Genomic DNA, 26,266 nt, shown 5'->3' on the forward strand with positions numbered 1-26,266 from the left:
TTAACCCACCAGGCGATGGACCGCCTGGCGTGAGTCAAAGGTTCAACGCCGTGGCAGGCTGACTACCACTCGCAGCCCGCCCAAGGGGCTGTCCAGCAGTTCGATACGGCCGTTCCAGGCCTCGATGATATCGCGCACGATACCGAGGCCCAGGCCATGCCCTGCCACCTGCTCGTCCAGACGGGTACCGCGGCCGAGCACGGCCTCGCGCCGCTCGGCATCGATGCCGGGGCCATCGTCATCGACGAGCAGCCGATGGCCGTCGGCGACCTCCTCCACCGAGAGCAGCACCTGCTGCTCGGCCCACTTGCAGGCGTTGTCCAGCAGGTTGCCCAGCAGCTCCAGCAGATCCTCGCGGTCCCGCGGCACTATCAGGCCCTCCGGCGCCTGCCATTCCAGATGCAAACCGCGGTCATGAATCATCGCCAGGGTGGCGAACAGGCCGGGCAGCTCCTGGGCACAGTCGAAACGCGCGCCGGGCAGCACCTCGCCGGCCAGACGCGCACGACCCAGCTCGCGGCTGAGACGCTGCTCGATCTGCTCCAGTTGTTCGCGCAGGCTGGCGCGCAATTGCGGATGTGCCCTCAGCTCCTCGCGTCCGGCCAGGCTGATCAGCACCGCCAAGGGCGTTTTCAGGGCGTGGCCAAGGTTGCCCAGGGCGTTGCGCGAGCGCTTCAGGGTGTCTTCGGTATGAGCCAGAAGGTGATTGATCTGCGCCACCAGCGGCTCCAGTTCCTCGGGCACCTCGGCATCCAGATCGGAGCGGCGGCCCTGCTGCAGCTGGGCGATCTGCCGCCGCACCTGCTCCAGCGGCCGTAGCGCGCGGCGCACGGTGTAGCGCTGGGCGACAAGAATCAGCAGCAGCGCCGCCCCGCCCATGCCCAGCCCCAACCACTGCATGCGGCGAAAGCTCTGCAGGATCGGCTGATAGTCCTGGGCCACGCTGATCGACAGATTCTCGCCATAGCGGCGGTAATCGGCGCGGTAGATCAGCAGACGCTGACCTTGCGGGCCATCGCCCAGCTCCACCTGCATGCCCTGGGTATCCGGCTTGAGCAGCTCGCGGTCCCAGAGCGAGCGCGAACGCCAGCTACGGTCGGAGAAGTCGATGCGGAAATAGTGCCCGGAAAACTGCCGCTGAAATGAGGGGTCCAGACGTCGCTCGTCCAGCTGCAGCCCTGCCGGCCCACGCACCAGAGCGGCGAGCAGCCCCTGCGCCTCGTCGCGCAGGTCTTCCTCCAGGTAAGCACGCAGACCGCGGTCGAATACCCACAGGCTGGCCTGCGCCAGAATCAATCCGACCAGCAGCAGCGCACCGGCCAGCCCCAGGCTCAGCCGGCGCTGAATCGACCTCAACCCCGTTCTCCGGTAAAGCGATAACCCTGGCCTCGACGCGTCTCGATCACGTTGCGCCCGAGCTTGCCGCGCAGACGGTTGACGTGCACCTCGATGACATTGGAATCGCGTTCGGTTTCCCCGTCGTAGAGGTGGTCGGCCAGATGACTCTTGGACAGGATCTGCCCGGGATGCAGCATGAAATAGCGCAGAAGACGAAACTCGGCGGCCGTCAGGTCGATGACCTCACCGCCAGAGGTCACGCACTGACGGCTCTCGTCCAGCTGCAGACCGGCGGCTTCCAGTTGCGGCTGGTTGGCCAGGCCATGGGCACGGCGCAACAGCGCCTGGATGCGCAGAGCCAGTTCCTCGGGATGAAAAGGTTTGGTCAGGTAGTCGTCGGCACCGGCCTTGAGCCCCTCGATGCGCTCGGCCCAGGAGCCACGCGCAGTCAGCACCAGTACTGGCGTCGCCAGGCCGCCGGCACGCCACTCCTGCAACACCTCCAGGCCAGGCTTGCCCGGCAGACCGAGGTCGAGAATGATCAGGTCGTACGGCTCGCTGGCGCCCTGATAGGCAGCATCGCGGCCATCGGCCAGCCAGTCCACGGCGTACCCTTGGCGCGTCAGGCTGGCGGTCAGCTCATCGGCCAGGGGTACGTGATCCTCCACCAGCAACAGGCGCATCAGTCGTCTTCCTCGTCCTTCAGGATGTTGCCGTTGCGGGCATCCAGTTCCAGTTCACGCACCACACCCTGGAGAGTGAGGATTTCCACCTCGTACACCAGTATTCCGTCCTCTTCCTCCAGTTCGGCCTCCAGCAATGTCGAACCGGGATAGGCCTGCCCGACATGCTGCATCAACTGCTCGAACGGCATGATCACGCCCTCGCGGCGCAGGCGCAGCGCCTCGTCCTGATCGAGGTCGCGGGCCAGACCCGGAGCGGCCGCCAAACCGCAGGTGAGGATCAGCGCAAGTGCGAGGGTGCTACGCAGGTTCATCAATCGTCCTGGTGGTTCTTGAGAATTTCCCCGGTGCTGGCGTCCAGCTCCAGATCCCACTGTTGCCCCTGAGCATCTCGCAGGTCCACCTGGTAGATGTAGCGGCCGTATTCGTCTTCAAGCTCGGTTTCCTCGATACGCGCGCCAGGGTGCTGGGCAAGGATCGCTTCATCGAGCTGCTCGAAAGATTTGATGGTGCCGGCATCCTGCAGACGCTTTGCTTCGTCCGGGCCAAGATCGCGGGCTTGGGCAATGGTAACCACACCGGCAAGGGTGACAAGTGTCGCAAGGCTGATTAATCGGTTCATGAGTCTCTCCGTCAGCTGAATCCATGCCTGTCACTCTAGGCCCAGGCACTTAACTCAAGCTGAATTCGGGTCATGTCATTCACCCCGTGAAGTCGCTTGGCCTGCCCGCCCAGCGCTCTATAATCGCCTGCTGCGAAAGGAGGCGAACATGAGCGCGATCCATATCAAATCCCCGGCCCTGACCATCAAGGCGGGTCCCCGTGCCCTGGCGCGCATTCGCCAGGATGGCCTGAGCCCGGCGGACGTCGGCATTCTGCCCGGCGCTGCGGGTGGCCCCAAGGGCATCGGCATCCAGGGGCTGGATCTGGCGCTGTTTGGCGACTGGCTGGCACGTGCGCCCCGCGAGCGCGCCCTGATCGGCGCCTCCATCGGGTCCTGGCGCTTCGCCAGCGCCTGCCTGCCCGATCCGTCTGCCGGCATTCGCCGCCTCGGTGAGCTGTATACCGCCCAGCGCTTCGCCAAGGGCGTGAGCATGGCCGATGTTTCCGGCAGTTGCCGGCAGATGCTCCACGAGCTTCTCGCCGATCAGGATGCGAGCATCGTCGCCAACCCGCACTATCGGCTGCACATCGTCGTGGTGAAAAGCCATGGCCTGCTGCAGCACGACCATCGCGGCAAGCTCAGCCTTGGGCTGTCCTCGGTGATTGGTAACAACCTGCTCGCTCGCCAGCGCCTGGGGCGTCATTTTGATCGGGTGATCCTGCATGATGCGCGGCAGCTGCCGCCCTTGGCGCAGCTGAGCGACTTCCGCTCGCATTTTCATGCGCTGACGGCGCAGAACCTGCGCCAGGCCCTGCTCGCCTCCGGCTCGATACCCATGGTGATGGAAGCGATTCGCGAAATTCCCGGCCTGGAGCCAGGCGCCTACCGTGACGGCGGGCTGCTCGACTATCACCTCGACCTGCCCTATCACGGCGAGGATATCGTGCTCTACCCGCACTTCACCGACCGGGTGATCCCTGGCTGGTTCGACAAGGGCATGCCGTGGCGCCGCGGCGACCGCAACCGCCTGCAGGACGTCCTGCTGCTGGCGCCCTCTCGCGACTACCTGGCCCGCCTGCCGCACGGCAAACTCCCCGACCGTACCGACTTCAAGCGCTATCTGGGCAACGATACCGGTCGCGAGCAGTACTGGCGCAAAGCGATGGCGGAAAGCGTGCGTCTGGGCGACGAGTTCCTCGAACTGGTCGAAAGTGGACGCCTGGCCGAGCGCCTGCAGCCCCTCTGATGGACGCAAGCTTCAGCTCCACGTAGTCTGCTTCGGATCAGGGAGGAGCTATGAAGCTGGCAGTTGCAATCATTCATGGCATAGGCAAGCAGCCGGACAGTCGCGACCTCGAAGGTCAGCATCTATTCGCGCAGAGCCTGATTCTGGGCCTTCGCCAAAGACTGGGCGACGATGCCAAACAGGTGGCGTTCCAGACGCTTTACTGGGCCAGCGTGCTCGACAAGCGCGAAGAAGCCTTTCTCGCCAGGCTCGCGCATGAGCCGGTCACATGGCGCTGGTTGCGTCGAGCGGTCACCCTGTTTCTGGGTGATGCTGCCGGCTATCGCAAGGTCAGCGAAGCCTACGACACCACCTACCAGGAAGTTCATCAGTGTGTGCGCAATGGCCTGAACGCCCTGCGCGCCCAGGTTGATCCGCAGACACCGCTACTGGTCGTGGCCCACTCGTTGGGCGGGCACATATTCTCCAACTACGCCTGGGACCAGCAGAAACTCAACGCCACGCCAAGCTGCCCTCTTGACCCCTTCCTGGCCCTCGAGACGCTCGCGGGCATCATCACCTTCGGCTGCAATATTCCCCTATTCACCTTCGCTTACGATCCGGTGCAACCCATCCGCTTCCCCGGCCATTGCCTGACCGAGCCGATGCGACAGCAGGCTCGCTGGCTGAACCTGTACGCACCGGCTGACCCGCTTGGCTACCCGCTTCGACCCGTTCCAGGCTATACCGAGCGGGTCCATGAAGATCGCGCCATGGCGGTAGGTCCCTGGTACCTACGTCATACCCCGCTTAGCCACTTGGCTTATTGGCACGACCCACGCTTTCATCACTACGTGGCGCAAGAGATTCGCCGACTGCTGAGTGCCCAGACAGCCGAAGAGACCTGATAAACTGCGCGGCTCAAAGCCGGATTTTCGGCAGTCTTACGCGAGCGCTGTACAGTGGAATTGTTCAAAGAGTTCATCTTCGAGGCGGCTCACCGCCTGCCACACGTGCCGGAAGGCCACAAATGCGGCCGCCTGCATGGCCACTCCTTCCGCGTTGCCCTGTACATCGAAGGTGAAGTCGATCCCTACACCGGCTGGATTCGCGACTTTTCCGAGATCAAGGCGATTTTCAAACCGATCTACGAGCAGCTCGACCACAACTACCTGAACGACATACCCGGCCTGGAAAACCCCACCAGCGAAGTACTGGCCAAGTGGATCTGGCAGCAGGTCAAACCGCTGCTGCCGGAACTGTCGCGGGTACGCATCCACGAAACCTGCACCAGCGGCTGCGAATACCGCGGCGATTGATCATTGCCCAGAAACAGCAAAGGCCACCTCCAGGTGGCCTTTTTATTGATGCCGATAAAGCACTACTACGTAGGGTGCGCCGCGCGCACCTTTGTAACCGCGTCATCAGCGGTGCGCACAGCGCCCCCTACGCGCTCTGTGTTTTCCAGCCAAAAAGAAGAAACCCCAGACCTCTTTCGAGATCTGGGGTTTCGTATAGGAGCTTGACGATGACCTACTCTCACATGGTGAAGCACCACACTACCATCGGCGATGCGTCGTTTCACTTCTGAGTTCGGGATGGGATCAGGTGGTTCCAACGCTCTATGGTCGTCAAGCAATTCGGTTGGAGTCTCGTGGTTTAGACGCGACCCCATATTGGGTATGTGACAGTCGTTTGGCTTGGCCCTTGGGCCTGTAGCTCTCGCAAATTTTCGGCTGTTGTCGACTTCACCATCGACACCCTCTGCGTTGAGGGCAGATTGTTTGGGTGTTATATGGTCAAGCCTCACGGGCAATTAGTATGGGTTAGCTCAACGCCTCACAGCGCTTACACACCCCACCTATCAACGTCGTAGTCTTCGACGGCCCTTCAGGGAGCTCAAGGCTCCAGTGAGATCTCATCTTGAGGCAAGTTTCCCGCTTAGATGCTTTCAGCGGTTATCTTTTCCGAACATAGCTACCCGGCAGTGCCACTGGCGTGACAACCGGAACACCAGAGGTTCGTCCAACCCGGTCCTCTCGTACTAAGGTCAGCCCCTCTCAAATCTCAAACGTCCACGGCAGATAGGGACCGAACTGTCTCACGACGTTCTAAACCCAGCTCGCGTACCACTTTAAATGGCGAACAGCCATACCCTTGGGACCGGCTTCAGCCCCAGGATGTGATGAGCCGACATCGAGGTGCCAAACACCGCCGTCGATATGAACTCTTGGGCGGTATCAGCCTGTTATCCCCGGAGTACCTTTTATCCGTTGAGCGATGGCCCTTCCATACAGAACCACCGGATCACTAAGACCTACTTTCGTACCTGCTCGACGTGTCTGTCTCGCAGTCAAGCGCGCTTTTGCCTTTATACTCTACGACCGATTTCCGACCGGTCTGAGCGCACCTTCGTACTCCTCCGTTACTCTTTGGGAGGAGACCGCCCCAGTCAAACTACCCACCATACACTGTCCTCGATCCGGATGACGGACCAGAGTTAGAACCTCAAGGTTGCCAGGGTGGTATTTCAAGGATGGCTCCATGAGAACTGGCGTCCCCACTTCAAAGCCTCCCACCTATCCTACACAAGCAAGCTCAAAGTCCAGTGCAAAGCTATAGTAAAGGTTCACGGGGTCTTTCCGTCTAGCCGCGGATACACTGCATCTTCACAGCGATTTCAATTTCACTGAGTCTCGGGTGGAGACAGCGCCGCCATCGTTACGCCATTCGTGCAGGTCGGAACTTACCCGACAAGGAATTTCGCTACCTTAGGACCGTTATAGTTACGGCCGCCGTTTACCGGGGCTTCGATCAAGAGCTTCGCTTGCGCTAACCCCATCAATTAACCTTCCGGCACCGGGCAGGCGTCACACCCTATACGTCCACTTTCGTGTTTGCAGAGTGCTGTGTTTTTAATAAACAGTCGCAGCGGCCTGGTATCTTCGACCGGCATGGGCTTACGTAGTAAATACTTCACCCTCACCGGCGCACCTTCTCCCGAAGTTACGGTGCCATTTTGCCTAGTTCCTTCACCCGAGTTCTCTCAAGCGCCTTGGTATTCTCTACCTAACCACCTGTGTCGGTTTGGGGTACGGTTCCTAGTTACCTGAAGCTTAGAAGCTTTTCCTGGAAGCATGGCATCAACCACTTCGCATTCTAAAAGAACGCTCGTCATCAGCTCTCGGCCTTGATCTCCCGGATTTACCTAAGAAACCAGCCTACCACCTTAAACACGGACAACCAACGCCGTGCTGGCCTAGCCTTCTCCGTCCCTCCATCGCAGTAACTAGAAGTACGGGAATATTAACCCGTTTCCCATCGACTACGCATTTCTGCCTCGCCTTAGGGGCCGACTAACCCTGCGTCGATTAACGTTGCGCAGGAAACCTTGGTCTTTCGGCGTGGGTGTTTTTCACACCCATTGTCGTTACTCATGTCAGCATTCGCACTTCTGATACCTCCAGCAAGCTTCTCAACTCACCTTCACAGGCTTACAGAACGCTCCTCTACCGCTCATCCAAAGGATGAACCCGTAGCTTCGGTGTATGGTTTGAGCCCCGTTACATCTTCCGCGCAGGCCGACTCGACTAGTGAGCTATTACGCTTTCTTTAAAGGATGGCTGCTTCTAAGCCAACCTCCTAGCTGTCTAAGCCTTCCCACATCGTTTCCCACTTAACCATAACTTTGGGACCTTAGCTGACGGTCTGGGTTGTTTCCCTTTTCACGACGGACGTTAGCACCCGCCGTGTGTCTCCCGTGCTGACACTTGCTGGTATTCGGAGTTTGCATCGGTTTGGTAAGTCGGGATGACCCCCTAGCCGAAACAGTGCTCTACCCCCAGCAGTGATACACGAGGCGCTACCTAAATAGCTTTCGAGGAGAACCAGCTATCTCCGAGCTTGATTAGCCTTTCACTCCGATCCACAGGTCATCCGCTAACTTTTCAACGGTAGTCGGTTCGGTCCTCCAGTCAGTGTTACCTAACCTTCAACCTGCCCATGGATAGATCGCCCGGTTTCGGGTCTATACCCAGCGACTAAAGCGCCCTATTAAGACTCGCTTTCGCTACGCCTCCCCTATTCGGTTAAGCTCGCCACTGAATATAAGTCGCTGACCCATTATACAAAAGGTACGCAGTCACCCAACAAAGTGGGCTCCCACTGCTTGTACGCATACGGTTTCAGGTTCTATTTCACTCCCCTCTCCGGGGTTCTTTTCGCCTTTCCCTCACGGTACTGGTTCACTATCGGTCAGTCAGTAGTATTTAGCCTTGGAGGATGGTCCCCCCATGTTCAGACAAGGTTTCTCGTGCCCCGTCCTACTCGATTTCATTGATAAGAGCGTTTCGTGTACGGGGCTATCACCCACTACGGCGGCACTTTCCAGAGCCTTCCACTACACTCAAACCAACTTAAGGGCTAGTCCCCGTTCGCTCGCCACTACTAAGGGAATCTCGGTTGATTTCTTTTCCTCAGGGTACTTAGATGTTTCAGTTCCCCTGGTTCGCCTCTTGCACCTATGGATTCAGTACAAGATACCTAGGTTATCCTAGGTGGGTTCCCCCATTCAGAGATCTCTGGATCACAGTCTGTTTGCCGACTCCCCAAAGCTTTTCGCAGGCTACCACGTCTTTCATCGCCTCTGACTGCCAAGGCATCCACCGTATGCGCTTCTTCACTTGACCATATAACCCCAAGCAATCTGGTTACTGTCTCAATCGTGAAGACGACATTCGCCGAAAATTTGCGTCTTGAGAACTACAAATTTTGCCTTGATTAACAACGTGCAGTGAAACACGTCGTTAGTCACTTCTATCACATACCCAAATTTTTAAAGAACGATTTTCTACCGGTCAAAAGACCAGAAATCAGCACTCACCAGGTCTACCCTGAAGCGCTCATTTCTGAACTCTTTCCTTCTACCGCAACGCGCGAGAGTGGTGGAGCCAAGCGGGATCGAACCGCTGACCTCCTGCGTGCAAAGCAGGCGCTCTCCCAGCTGAGCTATGGCCCCGTAATCTTCTGCACCAAGCAATTGGTAGGTCTGGGCAGATTTGAACTGCCGACCTCACCCTTATCAGGGGTGCGCTCTAACCAACTGAGCTACAGACCTATAACAGGGTCGCGTTACAGCATCGTCTTCGACTATGAATCAAGCAATTCGTGTGGGAACTTATGAAGAAGCTGATGTCTTCGATTAAGGAGGTGATCCAGCCGCAGGTTCCCCTACGGCTACCTTGTTACGACTTCACCCCAGTCATGAATCACTCCGTGGTAACCGTCCCCCCGAAGGTTAGACTAGCTACTTCTGGAGCAACCCACTCCCATGGTGTGACGGGCGGTGTGTACAAGGCCCGGGAACGTATTCACCGTGACATTCTGATTCACGATTACTAGCGATTCCGACTTCACGCAGTCGAGTTGCAGACTGCGATCCGGACTACGATCGGTTTTATGGGATTAGCTCCACCTCGCGGCTTGGCAACCCTTTGTACCGACCATTGTAGCACGTGTGTAGCCCTGGCCGTAAGGGCCATGATGACTTGACGTCATCCCCACCTTCCTCCGGTTTGTCACCGGCAGTCTCCTTAGAGTGCCCACCCGAGGTGCTGGTAACTAAGGACAAGGGTTGCGCTCGTTACGGGACTTAACCCAACATCTCACGACACGAGCTGACGACAGCCATGCAGCACCTGTGTCTGAGTTCCCGAAGGCACCAATCCATCTCTGGAAAGTTCTCAGCATGTCAAGGCCAGGTAAGGTTCTTCGCGTTGCTTCGAATTAAACCACATGCTCCACCGCTTGTGCGGGCCCCCGTCAATTCATTTGAGTTTTAACCTTGCGGCCGTACTCCCCAGGCGGTCAACTTAATGCGTTAGCTGCGCCACTAAAATCTCAAGGATTCCAACGGCTAGTTGACATCGTTTACGGCGTGGACTACCAGGGTATCTAATCCTGTTTGCTCCCCACGCTTTCGCACCTCAGTGTCAGTATCAGTCCAGGTGGTCGCCTTCGCCACTGGTGTTCCTTCCTATATCTACGCATTTCACCGCTACACAGGAAATTCCACCACCCTCTACCGTACTCTAGCTCGCCAGTTTTGGATGCAGTTCCCAGGTTGAGCCCGGGGCTTTCACATCCAACTTAACGAACCACCTACGCGCGCTTTACGCCCAGTAATTCCGATTAACGCTTGCACCCTTCGTATTACCGCGGCTGCTGGCACGAAGTTAGCCGGTGCTTATTCTGTTGGTAACGTCAAAACACTAACGTATTAGGTTAATGCCCTTCCTCCCAACTTAAAGTGCTTTACAATCCGAAGACCTTCTTCACACACGCGGCATGGCTGGATCAGGCTTTCGCCCATTGTCCAATATTCCCCACTGCTGCCTCCCGTAGGAGTCTGGACCGTGTCTCAGTTCCAGTGTGACTGATCATCCTCTCAGACCAGTTACGGATCGTCGCCTTGGTGAGCCATTACCTCACCAACTAGCTAATCCGACCTAGGCTCATCTGATAGCGCAAGGCCCGAAGGTCCCCTGCTTTCTCCCGTAGGACGTATGCGGTATTAGCGTTCCTTTCGGAACGTTATCCCCCACTACCAGGCAGATTCCTAGGCATTACTCACCCGTCCGCCGCTAAATCAGGGAGCAAGCTCCCTTCATCCGCTCGACTTGCATGTGTTAGGCCTGCCGCCAGCGTTCAATCTGAGCCATGATCAAACTCTTCAGTTCAATACTGCTTGGGTTTTGAGAAAACCCTAAACTTGGCTCAGCAATCGCAAATAAACTCTCGAATTCACGAGTGTTACTTGTGATGCTGATAATCAGTCGACTACCAGTCTTACCTCACAAGCACCCACACGAATTGCTTGATTCAGTTGTTAAAGAACAGTTGGTTAAGCTTTTCGTCTCAACCGAGGCCGCGCATTTTACAGCAGCCCCTCTCTTTGTCAAGCTGTTTTTCGAATTTGTTTCCGGAGAAACTCTTTTCTACTCAACCACTTGCGCCTTCGATCAGAACTTCTTCTCTCCAGCGGGAGGCGCATTCTACAGCGTTCAAAACCGCTGTCAACCACCTCTTTCAAACCGCTTTCGATCCATTCGACCGAAGCACCGACAGGATCAAACCACCACCCTGTCGACCGGCGCGCATTCTACACGCCAGATCCAGCTTTGCAAGCCCTTCTTTCAACTTAACTTATTGATTAACAAGAAGTTTTTGAAACGCCTCATCGCTGAAGTGGCGCGCATTCTACCGCCAGCAGAATGCGCGTCAAGCTTATTTTGCAGTTTTGTTTCCTATAGCGCTTCGAGGGCCTCGCGCAAACCACTACGCCGCTGCACCCGCCGCAGCACCGCCTGCTCGAAGATGCCGGCACGGCTTTCGATCAGGCTGAACCAGTGGCGCGCCCGGGTGATACCGGTGTAGACCAGCTCCTTGGTCAATACCGGATTGAGGCTGTCAGGCAGGATCAGCGCGCAATGGGCGAACTCCGAGCCCTGGGACTTGTGCACGGTCATGGCGAACACGGTGTCCACCGCGCTCAGGCGACTGGGCAGGATATGCCGCAAGGCGCCACTGCCGTCATTGCGCGGGAACACAACGCGCAGCACCTCGCGTACAGGCGCACCTGGAAACTCTGGCGGCTCCGGCAGACGCAGCGCGATGCCGATATCGCCATTCATCAGCCCCAGGCTGTAGTCGTTGCGCGTTACCAGCACGGGCCGCCCTTCATACCAGCCATGCGACTGCTCAAGGAGGCCGCGCCGCACCAATGCTTCAGCGATACGTTCGTTGAGCGCTTCGACACCCCAAGTACCTTTACGAACCGCACAGAGCAACTGGAACTGATCGAACGCTGCCAGGACATTACCGGCCCAACGATCCCAGGCCTGGGAGTCGGCACCCGGGGCGGGACGCTGCGCCTGCATTACCTGCAGATAATGCGCATACCCCTGCGGACGTGGCTCGGCTTCGCCCAGCCCGCCGATCAACAGTCGCTCCAGCGCTTGATCCTGCTCGCCGGACAGGCGCAGCACATGCAGGTCGTCCGCGCCGGTTGCCAGAGTCGCGCGGGCCGACTGCGCATCCCCCTGGTTCACCGCCCGCGCCAGACGGCCGATACCCGAGCCACTGCCGAAACGACGCGAGTGGCGCAGCATGACGATATGCTGCGCCAGCGCCTTGTTACCGGATATCAGAGCCGGATCGTCCAGCCGCTCGCCCGTCTGGCTTTCCAACCGGGCACGCGTCGCCTCGCTGTAACCACCGCTTTCCGCCTCCCGGCACAGGTCACCCAGCACCGCGCCGGCCTCCACTGACGCCAGTTGGTCCTTGTCGCCCAGCAAAATCAGACGCGCATGCGCCGGCAATGCGCCCAGCAGGCTGGCCATCATTTCCAGGTCGATCATCGAGGCTTCGTCGACCACCAGCACATCCAGTGGCAAGGGGTTAGCGGCATCGTGACGGAAATGACGGCTGCCGGGACGACTGCCCAGCAGACGATGCAGCGTCGTCACCAGGGTTGGAATCTGTTCACGCACCCGCTCGTCCAGCGCCAGGGACTGCACCTGCGCGCCGATGGACTCGGTCAACCGCGCGGCTGCCTTGCCGGTAGGCGCTGCCAGGCTCAGGCGCAGCGGCTCGCCATTGGCCATGGCGGCTTCCTGCAGTAGCGCCAGCAGGCGCACCACCGTCGTCGTCTTGCCGGTTCCGGGTCCCCCGGTGATCAGCGTGAAGCGCCCCTGCGCGGCCATGGCGCAGGCCAGCTTCTGCCAGTCGGTCTGGCGCTGGCCGTCCACCACCAGCGCGTCGGGAAAGAGTGAAGCCAGGCGCGTGGCCAGATCGCTCGGGGCCGCAGCGCTCGCCTGCAGACGCCGGGCGATATCGCCAGCCACCTGACGCTCGTAGTTCCAGTAACGCCTCATATATAGACAGGCGCCGCTGAGCACCAGCGGCGCACCTTCGGACTCCAGCAGCGAGCTGCCGGCACAGGCCGCCAGCCAGGACTCCAGACTGAGCCCGGCCAGCACCTGGGACGGCAGGATCAGCGCTTCTTGCGCGTCCTCGCCTTCCGGCGGCAGAGACAGGGTGAAATCCGGATTGGCCAGCGTGGCCGCCAGATCGAGGCAGACGTGGCCCTGGCCCAGTTGGTGGCTGGCCAGCGCGGCGCCAAGCAGCAGCAAGGGCGAAGCGTCCGGATCCAGTTCGGCGAACAGCTGCGCCAGCGCACGATCCAGCTCGCGCAGCCAGCCACGCTCGCTCCAGGTGGAAAGCAGGGCAAAGAGTTCGGCGCGATCATGCAGCGCCGGCGCAAGCGTCGTACTCATGCTGCGCCCTCCTCTGCTTCGCCCATGAACAGCGCGTCCAGCCGCTCGATCAGCTCACGAGGCGGCCGGGCCAGGTAGGCACCCTGCTGCGGTGCGCGCAGAAACACATAGAGCGCGCCACCCACATGCCGGTCGTAGTCGTAATCCGGCAGGCGCAGACGCAACTGCCGATGCAGGGCCAACACGTAGAGCACGTACTGCAGATCGTAGCGGTGGCTGGCGATGGCGACCTCCATGGCTTCACGGGTGTAGGCGCCATCATCGCTGCCGAGCCAGTTGGATTTGTAATCCGCCACGTAGTAACGCCCCTGATGCTCGAATACCAGATCGATAAAACCCTTGAACATACCGTTGAGGGTGTCAGCCCGCAGCGGCTGCCTGGCGACACCCGGTAACTCGCACTGTTGCACCCACTGATCCAGCAGCCTGACATCCACCCCACGCGCCTCGAACCAGAACTCCAGCTCGGGCTGATACTGCGTCAGTTGCCCCAGAACCACGCTATCCGGGCCCGCCAACGGGAGCGGCTGGCTCAGCAGAGCCAGCAGCCAGTCCTGCAGCGGATCGATCCAGCTTTGCAGACCGCGACGCTGGCAACGCCTGGCCAACGCCTCGCGCAATCTGGGCGGATCCTGCGCCAGGGTGGCGAAGCCTTCCTGCGCTGCCATTTCCAGCAGACCATGGAGGAAGGTGCCGGGGTTGGGCCCACGCGGGAAGCGATGCAGCCCTTGAGCGGATGCCGGCAGCGGCGCCAGGGCCAGCAACGGATCCTCATCGTCGATGACGTTCTGCATCGCCGGACTATCGGGCGCGGCGTCCTCGTGGCGGCTGACCTGACTGGGCGCGTCCTCGTCCAGACGCAGTGCACTGTAGGAGGCGATCCACCAGTGCTCGGCAGCGCGCCGCGCCGGCGTGCGCCAGTGCGGCGCGAACTGACCTTCTTCGATCATTCGATAACGCTGCTCACTGGCCGGCGGCACAGGCGACACGGCGCTATCGAGTCCGCTGGCGAACGGCGCGAGCCAGTTGGCAAGCTCGCCGCTGGCCGCCAGAGGCAATCCGCCCCCGAGCAAGTAGCCCAACGCCGATTCGTGCAGACGCGACTTCTTGCCGTTGCCGATCTTCAGATCCGCCAAGCCCAGCCAGCAGGCATGCCGGGCACGGGTCAACGCCACATAGAGCAGGCGCAGGTCTTCACCCAGGCGTTCGCGCTCGGCGCGCAGCAGACTGTCTTCATCGGCCTTGAGCACCAGGCGGCGGCGCTCGCCGTCGTGAATCTGCAGCGGCTTCTTGTCATCCACCGGACGGAAGGCGCAAACGAATGGCAGGAACACCAGGGGGTACTCCAGCCCCTTGGATTTGTGAATGGTGACCACGCGTACCAGCGCCTCGTCGCTCTCCAGGCGTAGCACCTGCTCATCGGCAGCCTGCCCCTCACCGGTCAACAGCTCGCCTAGGTGGCGAATCAGCGCCAGTTCGCCATCGAGCTCGGCGGCAGCCTGCTGCAGCAGCTCGGCCAGGTGCAGCAGATTGGTCAGTACCCGCTCGCCATCGTCACGCCCCATCAGGCGCTGCGGCAGCTCGAAGTCCTGCAGCAACTGACGCAGCATCGGCAGCACGCCCTGACGCTGCCAGCGCTGACGGTAGTCGCGGAACTGCATGACCCGGCGCTCCCAGGTTCGCTCGTCGAGGTTGAGCTGCTCCAGCTCGCTCAGCGCCAACCCCAGCGTCGCGCTGGCCAGCGCCGCACGCAGCGGGCGATCCTGATCCGGCTCGGCACAGGCGCGCAGCCACAGCAGCAGATCGCGTGCTTCCTGGGCGGCGAACACCGAATCCTTGTCGGAGAGGTACACGCTGCGCACGCCGCGTACGGCCAGCTCGCCGCGTATGGCCTGCGCCTCGTTGAAATCACGCACCAACACGGCGATATCGCTGGGCCGCAGAGTATTCAGTAGCTCGTCCTTAATGAAACCTGCCTGCCCACGCTGGCCCAGATCCAGCAGACGCACGATCTCGCTGGCCGCACCGGCCGCCATGGCATCCAGATAGGCGCCCTTGGCAACCGGCTCGTCACTCGCCAGATGCCACATTGTCAGGGCTGGTTGCGCCTGCCCCTCGACGCTCCAGACTTCGCCTCGCCCCTGCGCGCCCACCTCGATAAACGGCAGGTCATCGCGCAGCAGGAACGCCCCCTCGCCGCCGTCACGCTGCTCGGCCCGCAGGAACACGCCGTTGACGGCATCGACCATGGCCTGGCTGGAACGGAAGTTCTTCTCCAGGTTGTAGTGCCGACCCAACGTCGCCCGGCGCGCGCGCAGGTAGGTATGAATGTCGGCGCCACGGAAGGAATAGATGGCCTGCTTGGGGTCGCCGATCATGAACAGGCCGCAGTCGCCGCGGTTGGCCTCGACCTCGTAGAGCGTATCGAAGATGCGGTACTGCAGCGGGTCGGTGTCCTGGAATTCGTCGATCAGCGCCACCGGGAACTGACGGCGAATCACTTCAGCCAGGCGCGCGCCGTTGCTGCCTCGCAGGGCAGCGTCCAGGCACACGAGCATGTCGTCGAAGCCCATCTCCGCGCGCTGGCGTTTCTCCCAATCGAAGCGCTGACGCACCCAGGCAGCCGCGTGGCGCAACGCCGCGTCAGCGGGATCAGGCAGCGCATCGAGTTGCGCCTTGAGCAAAGCCATGGCGTCCAGCGCGGGATGAGCAGGCGCCTCGCCTTTCCAGGCTTCGGCCAGGCCATCGGGGGTCAGGCGGGTGAAACCGGTGCCCAGGTCGAGGCGCGGTTCTTCGCCACCGGCCCACTCGCGCAACTTGGCCAGCCAGGGGTTGTAAAAGCGCGCCTGGATTTTCTTGCCGTCCACCTGCTTGGCCGCCACAGCAGCATCCAGCAGCAGTTGCAGTTCATCGGCCCACGTCAGCCAGGGCGCCTTGAGCTCGGCAAGTGCCTGCTCGCGCTGCAGCAGCGCGCCATCGAGCAATTCGCCCAGCGCTTGCGTCGCAACCTCCCCCTCTTCGCCCAACAGCGGTCGCAGTCTGCTACCCAGCCCCGCAGGCGTCCCCCAGACACTTGCAACCCATTGCAACGCCGCGCCCTGCAACGGATAGCAGTGCTGCCGCCAGTAGTCGCGCACCACCTCGGCCAGTAGCTCGCTGTGGTCGGTCTCCAGGGTCTGGCTGAACAGACTGCCGCTGTCGAAGGCATGCTCGCGCAGCATGCGCTGGCACCAGCCGTGGATGGTGGACACGGCTGCCTCGTCCATCCACTGCGCCGCCAGCTCCAGACGGCGGGCGCACTCGTCCCACTGCGTCTGGGCGAAGTCACTGCGCAATTCGCGCAGCAGATCATCGCCTTGGGCATCACCACGAAATACGGTCGCGGCCTCGACCAGGCGCGCGCGAATCCGGTCGCGCAATTCGCGGGTGGCCGCGTCGGTGAAGGTCACCACCAGAATCTGCGGCGGCAGCAGGGGCTCGCGGAACGCGGCGTCGCCGCCATGGCCGAGGATCAGTCGCAGGTAGAGCGCGGAAATGGTGAAGGTCTTGCCCGTGCCGGCGCTGGCCTCGATCAGACGGCTGCCATGCAGGGGAAACGTCAGGGCCAGAGGACGCTGTCGGTTCATGCTGCGTCCTCCTCGAGCGCTTGCGGATGGCTGTCGAGCAGCGGCTGGTAGAGCCGCTCGCTCCATATCGGAAACTGGCCATCGGCGGTGAGTGCGGCGTAGTCCGAGAACTGCCTCGCCAGGCTGGCGCTACCCTGGACTTCACCGGCGAGGTTGTAGGTGCCCTCGTAGACGCTGCGAGCCTTGTCCTCATTGTTGTCCTGCAACCAGGACAGCGAGGTTTTCAAGGCAACCGGTAGCGGCGCCTGCATACCGGCGTTCCAGGCTTCCAGCCAGACCGCCAAAACGCGCGCGGCATGCTCGGTCGCTACAGGTTCGAAGGCCAGACTGCGATCTTCCCCCACCAGCAGCGTGGTCAGCGGTACGCCGCAGGCCGCGGCGATGACGTGCAGCACATAGGGACGCAGCAGGCGATGCCACTTCCAGCTCTTGTCCTTGTGCAACGCACCCGGCAGCAGTTCCAGACGCGCCAGGCTGCCGTCGGCCTTCTGCCGCAACCCGGCAAGCCAGCCGTCGAGCTGCACACCGTTTGCCGCGAAAGCCAGGCGCTGCGGTGACTCCAGCAGGGTCGGCCAGCACAGGCAAAGCCCCTGGTAGCGCTGCACCTGCGCCGGCAGCGGCTCCAGCAGGGCGTTGCGGTACTGCTCGCCAAAGCCGGCCAGCGGCAGCACGCCGCTGCGTTGCAGGCGATCGGCTGCCGACCTCAGCGCATCGTCGCTGTCCCCCTCGCCTGCGACTGCCGCCTTGAGCAGCGCTTCCTGCAACTGGTAGCGCTGCAGGCCGTCGAGGGCGAAGGGTTCGCTGTCGAGCTGCGCCTGCTCTTCTTCGTCGAGATACACCTTGAGGCGGCGAGTGAAGAAGCACTTCACCGGATCGCGCAGGAACGACTGCAGCAGCTCGGGCGTGAGCTGCACTCCCTCCTCCCAGGCCGGCAAGGGCGCAGCACTTTCGCGGGTCGAGACCTGGCCATGCAGGGCTGCCCACTCGTGGGCATAACTGAACAGCTGCCCCTCGCCATCGAAGTAGCGGCGACTGAAGGGTTGCAAGGGGTGCTCGGTGGTCAGGCCATGCAGCAGGTCGCCGCCACCGGCCAGCGTCCAGGCACTGGCAAGATGATCACGCAGCTGGCCGACCAGCACGGACGGCGGCCGCTCGCTGTTGTCGCGAATGCTGCGCCCCACCCAGCTGATATAGAGGCGATCACGCGCTGCCAACAAGGCTTCCAGCAGCAGGTAGCGGTCATCCTCGCGGCGCGAGCGGTCACCGGGGCGGTAGTCGCCAGCCATCAGGTCGAAATCCAGCGGGGCCTGGCTGCGCGGATAGTCCCCATCGTTCATGCCCAGCAGGCAGACCTGACGGAACGGAATAGCGCGCATCGGCATCAGGGTGCAGAAATTCACCGCACCAGCGAGAAAACGCTGGCTCAGCCGCCCCTGGTCGAGCCCGTCCAGCCAGGCCTCGCGCACCACCGGTAGGGTCAGCGCTTCGCCCAGCGTCGCGGCCTCGCAGAGCGCCAGCCAGGCATCCAGCGCATCGAGCAGCTGGGTCGTCAGTACCTCTTCACGGTCGCTCTGCGGCTGAAAGAAGTCGTCGAGCAAACTGCGCAGACGCTCGCCCCACCGCACCGGCGTGGCCGGCTCGCGCAGCTGCTGCAGGTGCCGGTCGAGGCTTTCCAACAGCCGCGTAACCGGGCCGATCAGCGCGGCATCGAGCCCGCCAATTTCGTCGTACGGCTCGATGCCGGCAAAGGCGTCGCCCGTACCCACCGCGTAGCCCAGCAGCATGCGCCGCAGGCCGAAGCGCCAGGTGTTCTGCTCCAGATTCTCGCCCAGGCCCAGCGCCTGCCGCTGGCTCGCGTCCAGCCCCCAGCGCACACCGGCGCCTTCCAGCCAGCGGCGCAGGGTGGGCAACTGCTCCTCGGTGATGGCGAAGCGCTGACGCAGCGCGGCGACATCCAGCAGATCGAGAATCTCGCTGACGCTAAAGCGGCTGTCCGGCAGGCGCAGCAAATGCTCCAGTGCGATGACCATCGGCTCCTTGCCGCGCAGCCCCTGGTCGGCCAGGGTGAAGGGAATGAAGCGCGGATCGTCGCTGGCAAACTGGCCGAACACGGCCTGGATATGCGGTGCGTAGGCGTTGACGTCGGGCACCATGACGATGATGTCGCGCGGGCGCAGCGTGGCGTCCTCGCTGAAACTGGCGAGCAGCTGGTCGTGCAGCACCTCCACCTCGCGCTGAGCGCTGTGGGCGATATGAAAGCGCAGCGAATAATCTTTGGCGGGATCGACGGGAGGCCAGGTGCTGCGTGTTTCCGCCAGCGGACGCAGGTCAAGGATGTCGTTCTGCAGTTGGCCGAGCAGGCTGTTCTCACTGGCCGGGCTGAACAGGTCGATACGGTCGAACTGCTCGCGGTAACGCTGCGGCTCGTCGTACTGATCCAGCAGGTTGATGTAGTCGCGCCCCTGTTTGCCCCAGGCTGCCAGCAGCGGCTGCCCGTGCTGGTGCATGTACTCCTGTTCGAACAGACCGATCTGCGCGCCTGGCCTGCCCTTGCGCTGCTGGCGACGGTACTCGTGGCGCAGCAGGTCCTTGTCCTCGACGATATCGCCCCAGTGGTGCTGACAGGGGTTGTGCACGTACAACATGACTTGGCTGAAGCGCGCCATGGCCGCCAGCGCCTCCAGGACCTGGGCCGGCAACGAAGAGATTCCGAAAACGGTGATGCGCCGCGGCAGTCCGGCTGGCGGTGCGTCCAGCTCGGCCAGACGGGCGACGAAGCGTGGATGCACGCCGGCGCGACTTTCGGCCAGATGCTGCTCGCCAACGTCCGCCAGCAGGGCGCGCCACAGCGCGGGTTGCCAGCGCGAATCGCCCTCCAGTGGCCGCTCGCCGCCGCGCGAGGTGCGCAGGCGATCCTGCCCGGCGGCCCAGTCGGCCAGCCAGTCGGCGCGGTAGACCTGATACTGGTCGAACAGATCGGCCAGACGCTCGGCCAGTTGGTGGCGCTTGCGCAGGTCCTGATCATCGGCGAGGAAGCGGCGCAGCGGAGCGAAGGCCTCCTCGGCCAGCAGGCCCGGCAGCAGCCGCATCAGGCGCCAGGTCAGCGGCGCCTTGTCCAGGGGCGACTCTTGCGGAATCGCGTCCCTGCCCAGCACGTTGCGATACGCCTGCCAGAGAAAGCGCGCCGGCAGGTCAACGTCCAGCGCCGCCGCGATGCCGCAGCCGTCACGCTCGGCCAGCGCCAGCTTGAGCCACTGGGCGATGCCGTTGCTCTGCACCAGCAGCACTTCGTTTTCCAGCGGCCGCAGCGGATAGCGCCGCATCCACTGCACCGCCAGCGCACGCAACTCTTCGAGGTGGTTACCGTGGATGACGATAAGGCCGGGGGACAACTCCGGGCTGGCGGACATCGACTGACTCCTGTCGAAAATCGAAGCGCAAGTTTGCCAGCATTTGGCGACAAGGTGCGTCATCGATGGCTATACCCACCAACCCACCTAGAACTGCTAAAGCCCGCCCGAAAACGAAAAGGCCGGTCAACGACCGTAATGCTGTTCACTTAAGCATTTGAGTCCCTGCGGGGCTTCCCCGAAAATCCGATGCCAGGTTTCTGGTATCGGATTTTTTATGTCTCTCCAACAGCAGTTGCTCGATCTAGGTGAACTGTTCAACTTCTCTGATCTGAGCACCTTCACCCAAAATATTCCGATCGAGTGGGTGGCGTCCGCGCTGGATCTTTCCGCCCAAGCCACCATTCGGCGGCGTCGCCTGCCCAGCGATCAGGTGCTCTGGCTGGTGCTTGGCATGGCGTTGTTCCGCGACGAGCCGGTTCATGAGGTGGCGCGGCGCCTGAACATCTGTGCCCAGGGTCTGGCCTCTCACGATCTGCTGGCCAGAAGCGGTGTCACCGAGGTGCGCAGGCGCCTGGGTGCCGATCCGGTTGAGTGGCTGTTTCGCCAGACGGGTAGGCGAAATCGGAGTCGCTGGTCACCAGGCAGAACGTATCCGCACGGTGATCGAAGAGCGCCTCCATTGCATCCAGGGCCAAGGCGATATCGGAGGTATTCTTGCCGGCTGCATACTGGTACTGCAGGCATGGCGTGAAGGCCAGTCGAACCAGAGCCTCCTGCCACTTGTTCGCCAAGGTGCCGTGATTGCCATACCCCCTTCTCAGGACGACACGTCCGAACTGGGCCACAACGCGCAATGCGTGCTCCAGAATCTCGGGCGATACGTTGTCGCAATCCACCAGAACAGCTACACGCGTTTCTCCAGCCGGAGTGAAAGCTCCCATCCCTGCTCCTATCGAATAATCCCAGTTGCCTGGGAGGGTTTTGTTCAAACCAGTCCCACAAGCCAACGATGCACAGGGCGACGTGGGCAAGTCAACGCAGCGTAATCATCGGCGCCAGCTGCACCGAAACGACCAACCTAAGCGGCAACATTGTCTGCCGCGGCAGACCTCTCGCCGATCACTACGAATCCACACCTCCATAGAGCAAACCTTCATCAGCAGCGCTTTAAGCCTTGGCGATTCACATCCGCCCTTTCCATCTCTTGATACTCGAGTCTCGACCAGCTTTCCCAGCCCAGCGCTGCTGGATCACATGGGGAGCGACAGCATGATCGTCCATCGCTCCCTTCGACTCGCACACGCAATATTTTCTTACAGTCGCAGCAAGCCCACATATCCCGGGGCTTCGGGACCATTCGCGCAAAATTCTGCGCAATTTCATCCCGCTAAGGCCGCGTGCGAAATCTGGCTGGAGCGAGTCGTGTCCGGGCCTCTCGATGGTCCCGGCCGCCCCTCTGGCCATCTTCTTCGAAGCGACATCGCGCTCATGCAAGGATCTGCAGAATGAGTGGAAAACCAGCAGCTCGCGTTACCGACCCTACGGCCTGCCCGCTGCCAGGCCATGGCACCAATCCCATCGTTGTCGGCTCGCCAAACGTCCTGTTCGACGGGTTGCCGGCAGCCAGGCAGACTGACGTTTCTGCTTGCGGAAGCCCAATTGCTTCAGCGGTGGCCTCCACCGTGTTCATCAACGGCTTGCCGGCGGCCACACTGGGGAGTGTCGGTGCGCACGGCAATGTGATCGTCGGTGGTTCAGGAACTGTGCTGATCGGCGATGCCTCGGTCGTGGCGGCCTTTACGCCTCCTGTTCCCCTAAGCAACTCCACTGCCCCCTTCTCCGGACGCTTCCAATTGATCGACCAGGAGACCGGCAAACCTGTTGCCGGTCGTAGGGTGAAAGTCTGGTAGAGCGGCGGGTGGAGTGCCATCGACACGACGGATGCAGAAGGCATGACCTCCTGGGTCAACCACGACGCCTCTGAAACCCTGCATATCGATCTGGTTCAGGGGGATGGGCAATGAGCGATCAGCCAAGCCTCTCCCAAGGTGGTATGAGCCCGACTGGCAAGGTCAATCCAGTAGGTGTGCTGGAGCCCAAGCTCGATCCGCAGGACAAGAAGGTTTTGTGCTCAGCGATCTGCTACTGCAGCAGCACGCCTAACATCAGCCAGGATGGCAAGAACCTCAAACAGTCCTGTGTTGCCCAACGACTCGGCGAGCTGAATGAGGTGCTTCAAGGGCATAGTCCTTATCGGCCCGAAGTCAGCTACGACATGACCAAGAACCCGCCGCAGCCCATTCTCGACAGCCAGACAGGCAGCAGCGCTCACGGCTGGATACCGGGGTGGATCAGCAAGTATTGGAATGATGACCCGGAGCATCCGCCTTTCAAACCGGGCAAGGGGATGATTCGCCGACCTGACGTGGTGATCGTCAAGGATCCCAACAAGCCGCCGACGCAGGACAATATCAAGCAGGTGGTGGAGATGAAGTTCCCACCGGATCAGAAGAATCGCGAGCAAACTGAAGCATACGCAGCTATCGCTGGGGATGAGCGAAAAGTGGTTGAAATGAAATCAACCGAGTGCGACTGCAGCCAGGAAAACCAGCAGTCCGAGGTACCCGTCGAACAACTGGGCTGGGCCGCTGCGGCGGCAAGCGCTCTGATGTATATCCTGACCCGTGGCCGCTCGCCACGCCCGCCGCTTCCAGCACCTGCTTACTGATTTCGAGGAACACCCATGGCACAACCATTCGACCTGGCCGAGGAACTGGCCAAGCAGCCTCACCTACTGGAAATACCCGGTAACCTGCTGATGAAAGGCGGCCCGGAGGACTACATTGGGGCAGTGCTTTGCGTGCGCGGCACGCTCTACTTCAGAGAGGCACACACGCCCTTGGTACGTGAAGCGCTTTGCCAATGCTTCGACGAGTTCAAGCAGGTGGCAGAACCGCATCTGACTTGGTTGTGGCGGGAAGAGCCCCCCAAGGGTAAGCCGCTTATCGCCTACAAGGACGCAAAGCCGCTGCGGGAAATGATGCTGGAGATGGATGAGGATGATCACCTCAGCTTCTCCTACACCAATGGAAAAAACGCCCATGATGCCGGCGCATGGCTCTTCGATATCTACCGCAAGCGTGGATGGCAAGCCAAGATGGGGGACGGCCTAAGCGTTCTGGAGTTCTCGGTTCCATTGCTTTACCAAGAACAAAATCCCCTGTTTTTTCAGCAGCTATTCATGAGCTTCGCCCGTCGACTGAACCCCGAGCAGGGCTACGCCGGCCTGGCCTTCAACCTGTCACCGACTCGGCGCGATGAAAATGAACCCACCGAAGCCTTTATGGCTCAACGCATGCCCGGCCTGGATGTAGGTACCGCAGCGTTGCTCGCTAATCGCCCGGCGTTCAAGCATTCCAAGATCAAGAGCATCAGTTGGCTGACCTTACTCGACCAAGTGCGCCTGGATCAGGTGGGCGGCCTGGACGTGCTGCGCGGTCAACTGCCGTCGAGTCATTTCGCTTTCTACGAATGCGGCAACGGCGTAGTCATTCAAGCAGGCGCTCACCCCTACCTTGGCGGAGATGCTGACGACCCAAGGCCTGCTCCCTATGTGTTGCTGAACCATGCACTCAAGGGCATCCGCTACGAAACCGTAGGCTCCTTGCATGGTGGCTCACATGACGGGGAGTTACGGGTGGTGGGCTGGTCGGCTGATCAGTGGCTCAAGCGCCTCGATGTCGAAAACGGTGAGCTCGCGGCCTGGCAGACCAAGCTCATCAGCAACGAGCCCCACCTCAATGCCACGAACAGTCTGGCCGAGCGCATCTAGTGAAAATGTGTGGCTAGACGATGCAAGGTCATCGATCACCGAAAGGCCCTGGTTCTCGCCGAGGCGAGTTGTCAGGGCTGACCCGAGCCATGGCAAATGCCAATGAAATTGCCTGTGAAAACAAACCTGGAAGGAAGGTTCTGAGCTAACGGGGTGCATGCGGTCAGCGCCCTGGCCGCTGCGCTGGATGGGAGCTTCTGCGATTTTTCTTGTTTTTTCACGACCGCTTTAGTCTTTCCAGTCGGCAGCAGACACCTACAAATGAAAATATTCATTCATTATCTTGACTAGATTGAATCGATAATTCTTCTTTTCTGCCATCTCTCGCCTCCAGGCGAAGCGCATATGCTATTATCACTTCACTTTTTCAACGTTTATGAAGAAATATTTTCCAATGGCAAAGCGAACCGCCCCACTCCTACCTGCATCTGATCGGCTGCTCGAGGCACTGGGCGAGCGTCTGATGCTCGCGCGCAAGCGGCGCAAGATCACTGCTAAACAGATGGCCGAGCGGGCCGGGATGTCTTTGCCGACACTCAGGTCTCTAGAGCAAGGCAGTGCAGGCGTGACCCTAGGTGCCTACATGGCCGTGCTGCAAGTGCTGGGTCTGGAAAAAGACATCGCCCAGATCGCGCTGAACGATGAGCTGGGGCGTCACCTGCAGGACACGGCACTGTCGCCGGCAAGGTCCCGGGTCGCCAGGGGCCCCGCCCCTCAACGACGGACTCCGCCCCCTACCGAACCAAGCTCGATGAAACCGGCAGACACCAAGCCCTCGCGCTCGCCGTCCAAGGCTGAAAAGAGGACGCCTTCTAGGGCAAAACCGGCTGATCAGAAAATCATTACCGGCGCCGACCTGGCGGCCCAGTTGATGGAGGAACTCGATGGCTAGCCAGATATTAGTCTTCGCCGATTGGGCGGGACTTGCTGGCCCACAGAGGCTCGGCACCCTGCATTGCCAGCGCACACGCGGCAGCGAGCGATTCGAGTTCGAATTCGTCGACTCGGCACTAGCCGGCCTGGCACATCAGGCACTGCTTGACCCGAGACTCCAGCCCTTCGCTGGCCGTCAGTTCCCTGCACAGGGCGCCGCGACCTTCGGCCTTTTCGCCGACGCCTCGCCCGATCGCTGGGGGCGCTTACTGATGCGACGCCGACATGAACGGGATGTGCGCGCGGGAGTGGCCGCAGAAGGCTCGAAGCTGTTCGAATCCGACTACCTGCTGGGCGTGCACGACAGCTTCCGTGTGGGCGCCATTCGCTTCAAGACTGATGTCGATGGCCCGTATCTGGACAACCACCACGATATGGCCGCACCGCCGATGACCAGCATGCGCGAGCTTGAGGAGGCGTCCAGGCGCTTCGAGCAGGGCGAGGACATGAGCAACGGCCGAGACTGGTTGAGCATGCTGATAGCCCCCGGCGGCTCACTGGGTGGCGCCCGGCCAAAGGCCAGCGTGGTAGATCCGAACAATGCCCTGTGGATCGCCAAGTTTCCCAGCAACAACGATGAACACGATGTCGGCGCCTGGGAGATGGTGGTCAATATCCTCGCCAACGCCTGCGGTCTACGCGTGGCAGAGGCCACTGCGGGGAAGTACGCCAGCAACCATCACTGTTTCATGGTCAAGCGCTTCGACCGCACCCCAACGGGCGAGCGGCTGCACTTCGCCTCAGCGATGACCATGACGGAGCACGTCGATGGCGAGGACCACTCAACTGGCGTCAGCTACCTGGAAATCGCCGAGGTACTGATGCGCCAGGGCGCCACGCCAGAAGCTGACCTACAGGAGCTGTGGAAGCGCATCGTTTTCAACATGCTGGTCAGCAATACGGATGACCACTTGCGCAACCATGGTTTCATCCTTGTCCCAGGCAAGGGCTGGCAGCTATCCGCCGCCTACGACATGAATCCAGTGTCCTACGCCGATGGGCTGAAGCTCAACGTCTCCGAGTTCGACAACGCGCTCGACCTGGATCTGGCCCTGTCGGTGGCTGGTTACTTCCGACTCAAGCAGCAAGACGCTCTGGAGATCATCGAAGACTTTCGCACTAAGGTTCGACTGCTCTGGCGGCCTGCGTCCAAGAAGCTCGGGATCAGCGTCAAAGAGCAAGGCCGAATGGCCTCGGCATTTCGCCTCGCCGAGTAATTCTGGATGCCGTCACCAGCCGATGGTGACGCCCCTACCTCTCCACGAGCAGGGGTTCTTGCCCCCTCAAAATCAAGAAAAATAGACGGTTTCCACCCGGCCGCTGCGCTGGGTGGAGCC

Annotated in this window: 14 protein-coding genes, 2 tRNA genes, 3 rRNA genes and 3 pseudogenes; 9 read left to right on the plus strand and 13 right to left on the minus strand. The window is 61.1% G+C overall.

From position 1 onward, the window contains the following. Positions 1 to 42: 42 nt before the first annotated feature. From L1F06_RS13900 to L1F06_RS13915, 4 genes are read right to left on the minus strand one after another with little or no spacing between them, the layout of a single operon-like run. A complete protein-coding gene (locus tag L1F06_RS13900; RefSeq protein ID WP_129482295.1) occupies positions 43 to 1,356 on the minus strand; it encodes an ATP-binding protein in 1,314 nt (437 codons plus the stop codon). After that, complete coding sequence (locus L1F06_RS13905) at positions 1,353 to 2,021, minus strand: response regulator transcription factor (protein WP_129482294.1); 669 nt, start codon at positions 2,019 to 2,021, stop codon at positions 1,353 to 1,355. Before L1F06_RS13905 ends, L1F06_RS13900 begins: the two co-directional genes overlap by 4 nt. Continuing rightward, complete coding sequence (locus L1F06_RS13910; RefSeq protein WP_003239656.1) at positions 2,021 to 2,335, minus strand: PepSY domain-containing protein; 315 nt, start codon at positions 2,333 to 2,335, stop codon at positions 2,021 to 2,023. Before L1F06_RS13910 ends, L1F06_RS13905 begins: the two co-directional genes overlap by 1 nt. Next, positions 2,335 to 2,643 (minus strand): PepSY domain-containing protein, encoded by a 309-nt coding sequence (locus L1F06_RS13915; RefSeq protein ID WP_003239655.1) that lies wholly within the window; start codon positions 2,641 to 2,643, stop codon positions 2,335 to 2,337. Before L1F06_RS13915 ends, L1F06_RS13910 begins: the two co-directional genes overlap by 1 nt. A gap of 148 nt (positions 2,644 to 2,791) precedes the next feature. Between L1F06_RS13915 and L1F06_RS13920 the strand changes: the two genes are divergently transcribed. From L1F06_RS13920 to queD, 3 genes are read left to right on the plus strand one after another with little or no spacing between them, the layout of a single operon-like run. After that, positions 2,792 to 3,871, plus strand: a complete 1,080-nt coding sequence (locus L1F06_RS13920) for a patatin-like phospholipase domain-containing protein (RefSeq protein WP_129482293.1) — start codon at positions 2,792 to 2,794, stop codon at positions 3,869 to 3,871. Between the two features lie 50 nt (positions 3,872 to 3,921). Next, on the plus strand, positions 3,922 to 4,758 hold the full coding sequence (locus tag L1F06_RS13925) for a hypothetical protein (RefSeq protein WP_129482292.1): 837 nt from the start codon (positions 3,922 to 3,924) through the stop codon (positions 4,756 to 4,758). Between the two features lie 54 nt (positions 4,759 to 4,812). Then, positions 4,813 to 5,169 carry a 6-carboxytetrahydropterin synthase QueD gene (gene queD / locus L1F06_RS13930; RefSeq protein WP_003239652.1) on the plus strand — a complete coding sequence of 119 codons (357 nt, stop codon included), beginning with the start codon at positions 4,813 to 4,815 and terminating at the stop codon, positions 5,167 to 5,169. Positions 5,170 to 5,370: 201 nt separating this feature from the next. Here queD and rrf read toward each other — a convergent pair. From rrf to recC, 8 genes are all read right to left on the minus strand, one after another. Beyond that, positions 5,371 to 5,486: ribosomal RNA gene (rrf, locus tag L1F06_RS13935) — 5S ribosomal RNA — on the minus strand. Positions 5,487 to 5,645: 159 nt separating this feature from the next. Beyond that, positions 5,646 to 8,538, minus strand: a 23S ribosomal RNA gene (locus L1F06_RS13940). A 253-nt stretch (positions 8,539 to 8,791) separates the two neighbouring features. Beyond that, positions 8,792 to 8,867, minus strand: a tRNA-Ala gene (locus L1F06_RS13945). 22 nt (positions 8,868 to 8,889) lie between these two features. Further along, positions 8,890 to 8,966 (minus strand) — tRNA-Ile (locus L1F06_RS13950). Between the two features lie 85 nt (positions 8,967 to 9,051). Then, positions 9,052 to 10,587 (minus strand): 16S ribosomal RNA (locus L1F06_RS13955). The 16S, 23S and 5S rRNA genes sit together here with 2 tRNA genes alongside, the layout of an rRNA operon. A 567-nt stretch (positions 10,588 to 11,154) precedes the next feature. Next, positions 11,155 to 13,185: an exodeoxyribonuclease V subunit alpha gene (gene recD / locus L1F06_RS13960; RefSeq protein ID WP_129482283.1), complete on the minus strand. Its 2,031-nt coding sequence runs from the start codon at positions 13,183 to 13,185 to the stop codon at positions 11,155 to 11,157. Continuing rightward, the gene (recB, locus tag L1F06_RS13965; protein WP_129482282.1) at positions 13,182 to 16,811 is read right to left on the minus strand and encodes an exodeoxyribonuclease V subunit beta; all 3,630 of its coding nucleotides are present in this window, start codon (positions 16,809 to 16,811) and stop codon (positions 13,182 to 13,184) included. Before recB ends, recD begins: the two co-directional genes overlap by 4 nt. After that, positions 16,808 to 20,221, minus strand: coding sequence for an exodeoxyribonuclease V subunit gamma (gene recC, locus L1F06_RS13970; protein WP_129482281.1), 3,414 nt, complete (start codon positions 20,219 to 20,221; stop codon positions 16,808 to 16,810). The genes recB and recC overlap by 4 nt, the downstream gene beginning before the upstream one ends. 217 nt (positions 20,222 to 20,438) lie before the next feature. Between recC and L1F06_RS13975 the strand changes: the two are divergent. Continuing rightward, positions 20,439 to 20,783: pseudogene (locus tag L1F06_RS13975) on the plus strand (transposase domain-containing protein); the annotation flags it as partial. Here L1F06_RS13975 and L1F06_RS13980 read toward each other — a convergent pair. Continuing rightward, a pseudogene (locus tag L1F06_RS13980) lies at positions 20,776 to 21,105 on the minus strand (NYN domain-containing protein); the annotation flags it as partial. The pseudogenes L1F06_RS13975 and L1F06_RS13980 sit on opposite strands and share 8 nt — an antisense overlap. A 564-nt stretch (positions 21,106 to 21,669) precedes the next feature. Between L1F06_RS13980 and L1F06_RS13985 the strand changes: the two are divergent. From L1F06_RS13985 to L1F06_RS14005, 5 genes and pseudogenes are all read left to right on the plus strand, one after another. After that, positions 21,670 to 22,188, plus strand: a pseudogene (locus L1F06_RS13985) (PAAR domain-containing protein). Then, complete coding sequence (locus tag L1F06_RS13990) at positions 22,185 to 22,892, plus strand: VRR-NUC domain-containing protein (RefSeq protein WP_043942197.1); 708 nt, start codon at positions 22,185 to 22,187, stop codon at positions 22,890 to 22,892. Before L1F06_RS13985 ends, L1F06_RS13990 begins: the two are co-directional and overlap by 4 nt. A 15-nt stretch (positions 22,893 to 22,907) precedes the next feature. Further along, positions 22,908 to 23,996, plus strand: a complete 1,089-nt coding sequence (locus tag L1F06_RS13995; protein ID WP_129482280.1) for a DUF3396 domain-containing protein — start codon at positions 22,908 to 22,910, stop codon at positions 23,994 to 23,996. A gap of 394 nt (positions 23,997 to 24,390) precedes the next feature. Continuing rightward, the gene (locus L1F06_RS14000) at positions 24,391 to 24,888 is read left to right on the plus strand and encodes a helix-turn-helix domain-containing protein (RefSeq protein WP_075747539.1); all 498 of its coding nucleotides are present in this window, start codon (positions 24,391 to 24,393) and stop codon (positions 24,886 to 24,888) included. Further along, on the plus strand, positions 24,881 to 26,146 hold the full coding sequence (locus tag L1F06_RS14005; RefSeq protein WP_014596875.1) for a type II toxin-antitoxin system HipA family toxin: 1,266 nt from the start codon (positions 24,881 to 24,883) through the stop codon (positions 26,144 to 26,146). The genes L1F06_RS14000 and L1F06_RS14005 overlap by 8 nt, the downstream gene beginning before the upstream one ends. Positions 26,147 to 26,266 lie beyond the last annotated feature (120 nt).

The sequence above is a fragment of the Pseudomonas hydrolytica genome, from assembly GCF_021495345.1.
Taxonomy (GTDB): Bacteria; Pseudomonadota; Gammaproteobacteria; order Pseudomonadales; family Pseudomonadaceae; genus Aquipseudomonas; species Aquipseudomonas hydrolytica.

Bases quoted from the DNA above. Each gene is read 5' to 3' on its own strand.
- recB (WP_129482282.1), bottom strand. From the start codon at position 16,811: ATGAACCGACAGCGTCCTCTGGCCCTGACGTTTCCCCTGCATGGCAGC.
- recC (WP_129482281.1), bottom strand. From the start codon at position 20,221: ATGTCCGCCAGCCCGGAGTTGTCCCCCGGCCTTATCGTCATCCACGGT.
- L1F06_RS14005 (WP_014596875.1), top strand. From the start codon at position 24,881: ATGGCTAGCCAGATATTAGTCTTCGCCGATTGGGCGGGACTTGCTGGC.
- L1F06_RS13920 (WP_129482293.1), top strand. From the start codon at position 2,792: ATGAGCGCGATCCATATCAAATCCCCGGCCCTGACCATCAAGGCGGGT.
- L1F06_RS13915 (WP_003239655.1), bottom strand. From the start codon at position 2,643: ATGAACCGATTAATCAGCCTTGCGACACTTGTCACCCTTGCCGGTGTG.
- L1F06_RS13990 (WP_043942197.1), top strand. From the start codon at position 22,185: ATGAGCGATCAGCCAAGCCTCTCCCAAGGTGGTATGAGCCCGACTGGC.
- L1F06_RS13905 (WP_129482294.1), bottom strand. From the start codon at position 2,021: ATGCGCCTGTTGCTGGTGGAGGATCACGTACCCCTGGCCGATGAGCTG.
- L1F06_RS14000 (WP_075747539.1), top strand. From the start codon at position 24,391: ATGGCAAAGCGAACCGCCCCACTCCTACCTGCATCTGATCGGCTGCTC.
- L1F06_RS13910 (WP_003239656.1), bottom strand. From the start codon at position 2,335: ATGAACCTGCGTAGCACCCTCGCACTTGCGCTGATCCTCACCTGCGGT.
- recD (WP_129482283.1), bottom strand. From the start codon at position 13,185: ATGAGTACGACGCTTGCGCCGGCGCTGCATGATCGCGCCGAACTCTTT.
- L1F06_RS13995 (WP_129482280.1), top strand. From the start codon at position 22,908: ATGGCACAACCATTCGACCTGGCCGAGGAACTGGCCAAGCAGCCTCAC.
- L1F06_RS13925 (WP_129482292.1), top strand. From the start codon at position 3,922: ATGAAGCTGGCAGTTGCAATCATTCATGGCATAGGCAAGCAGCCGGAC.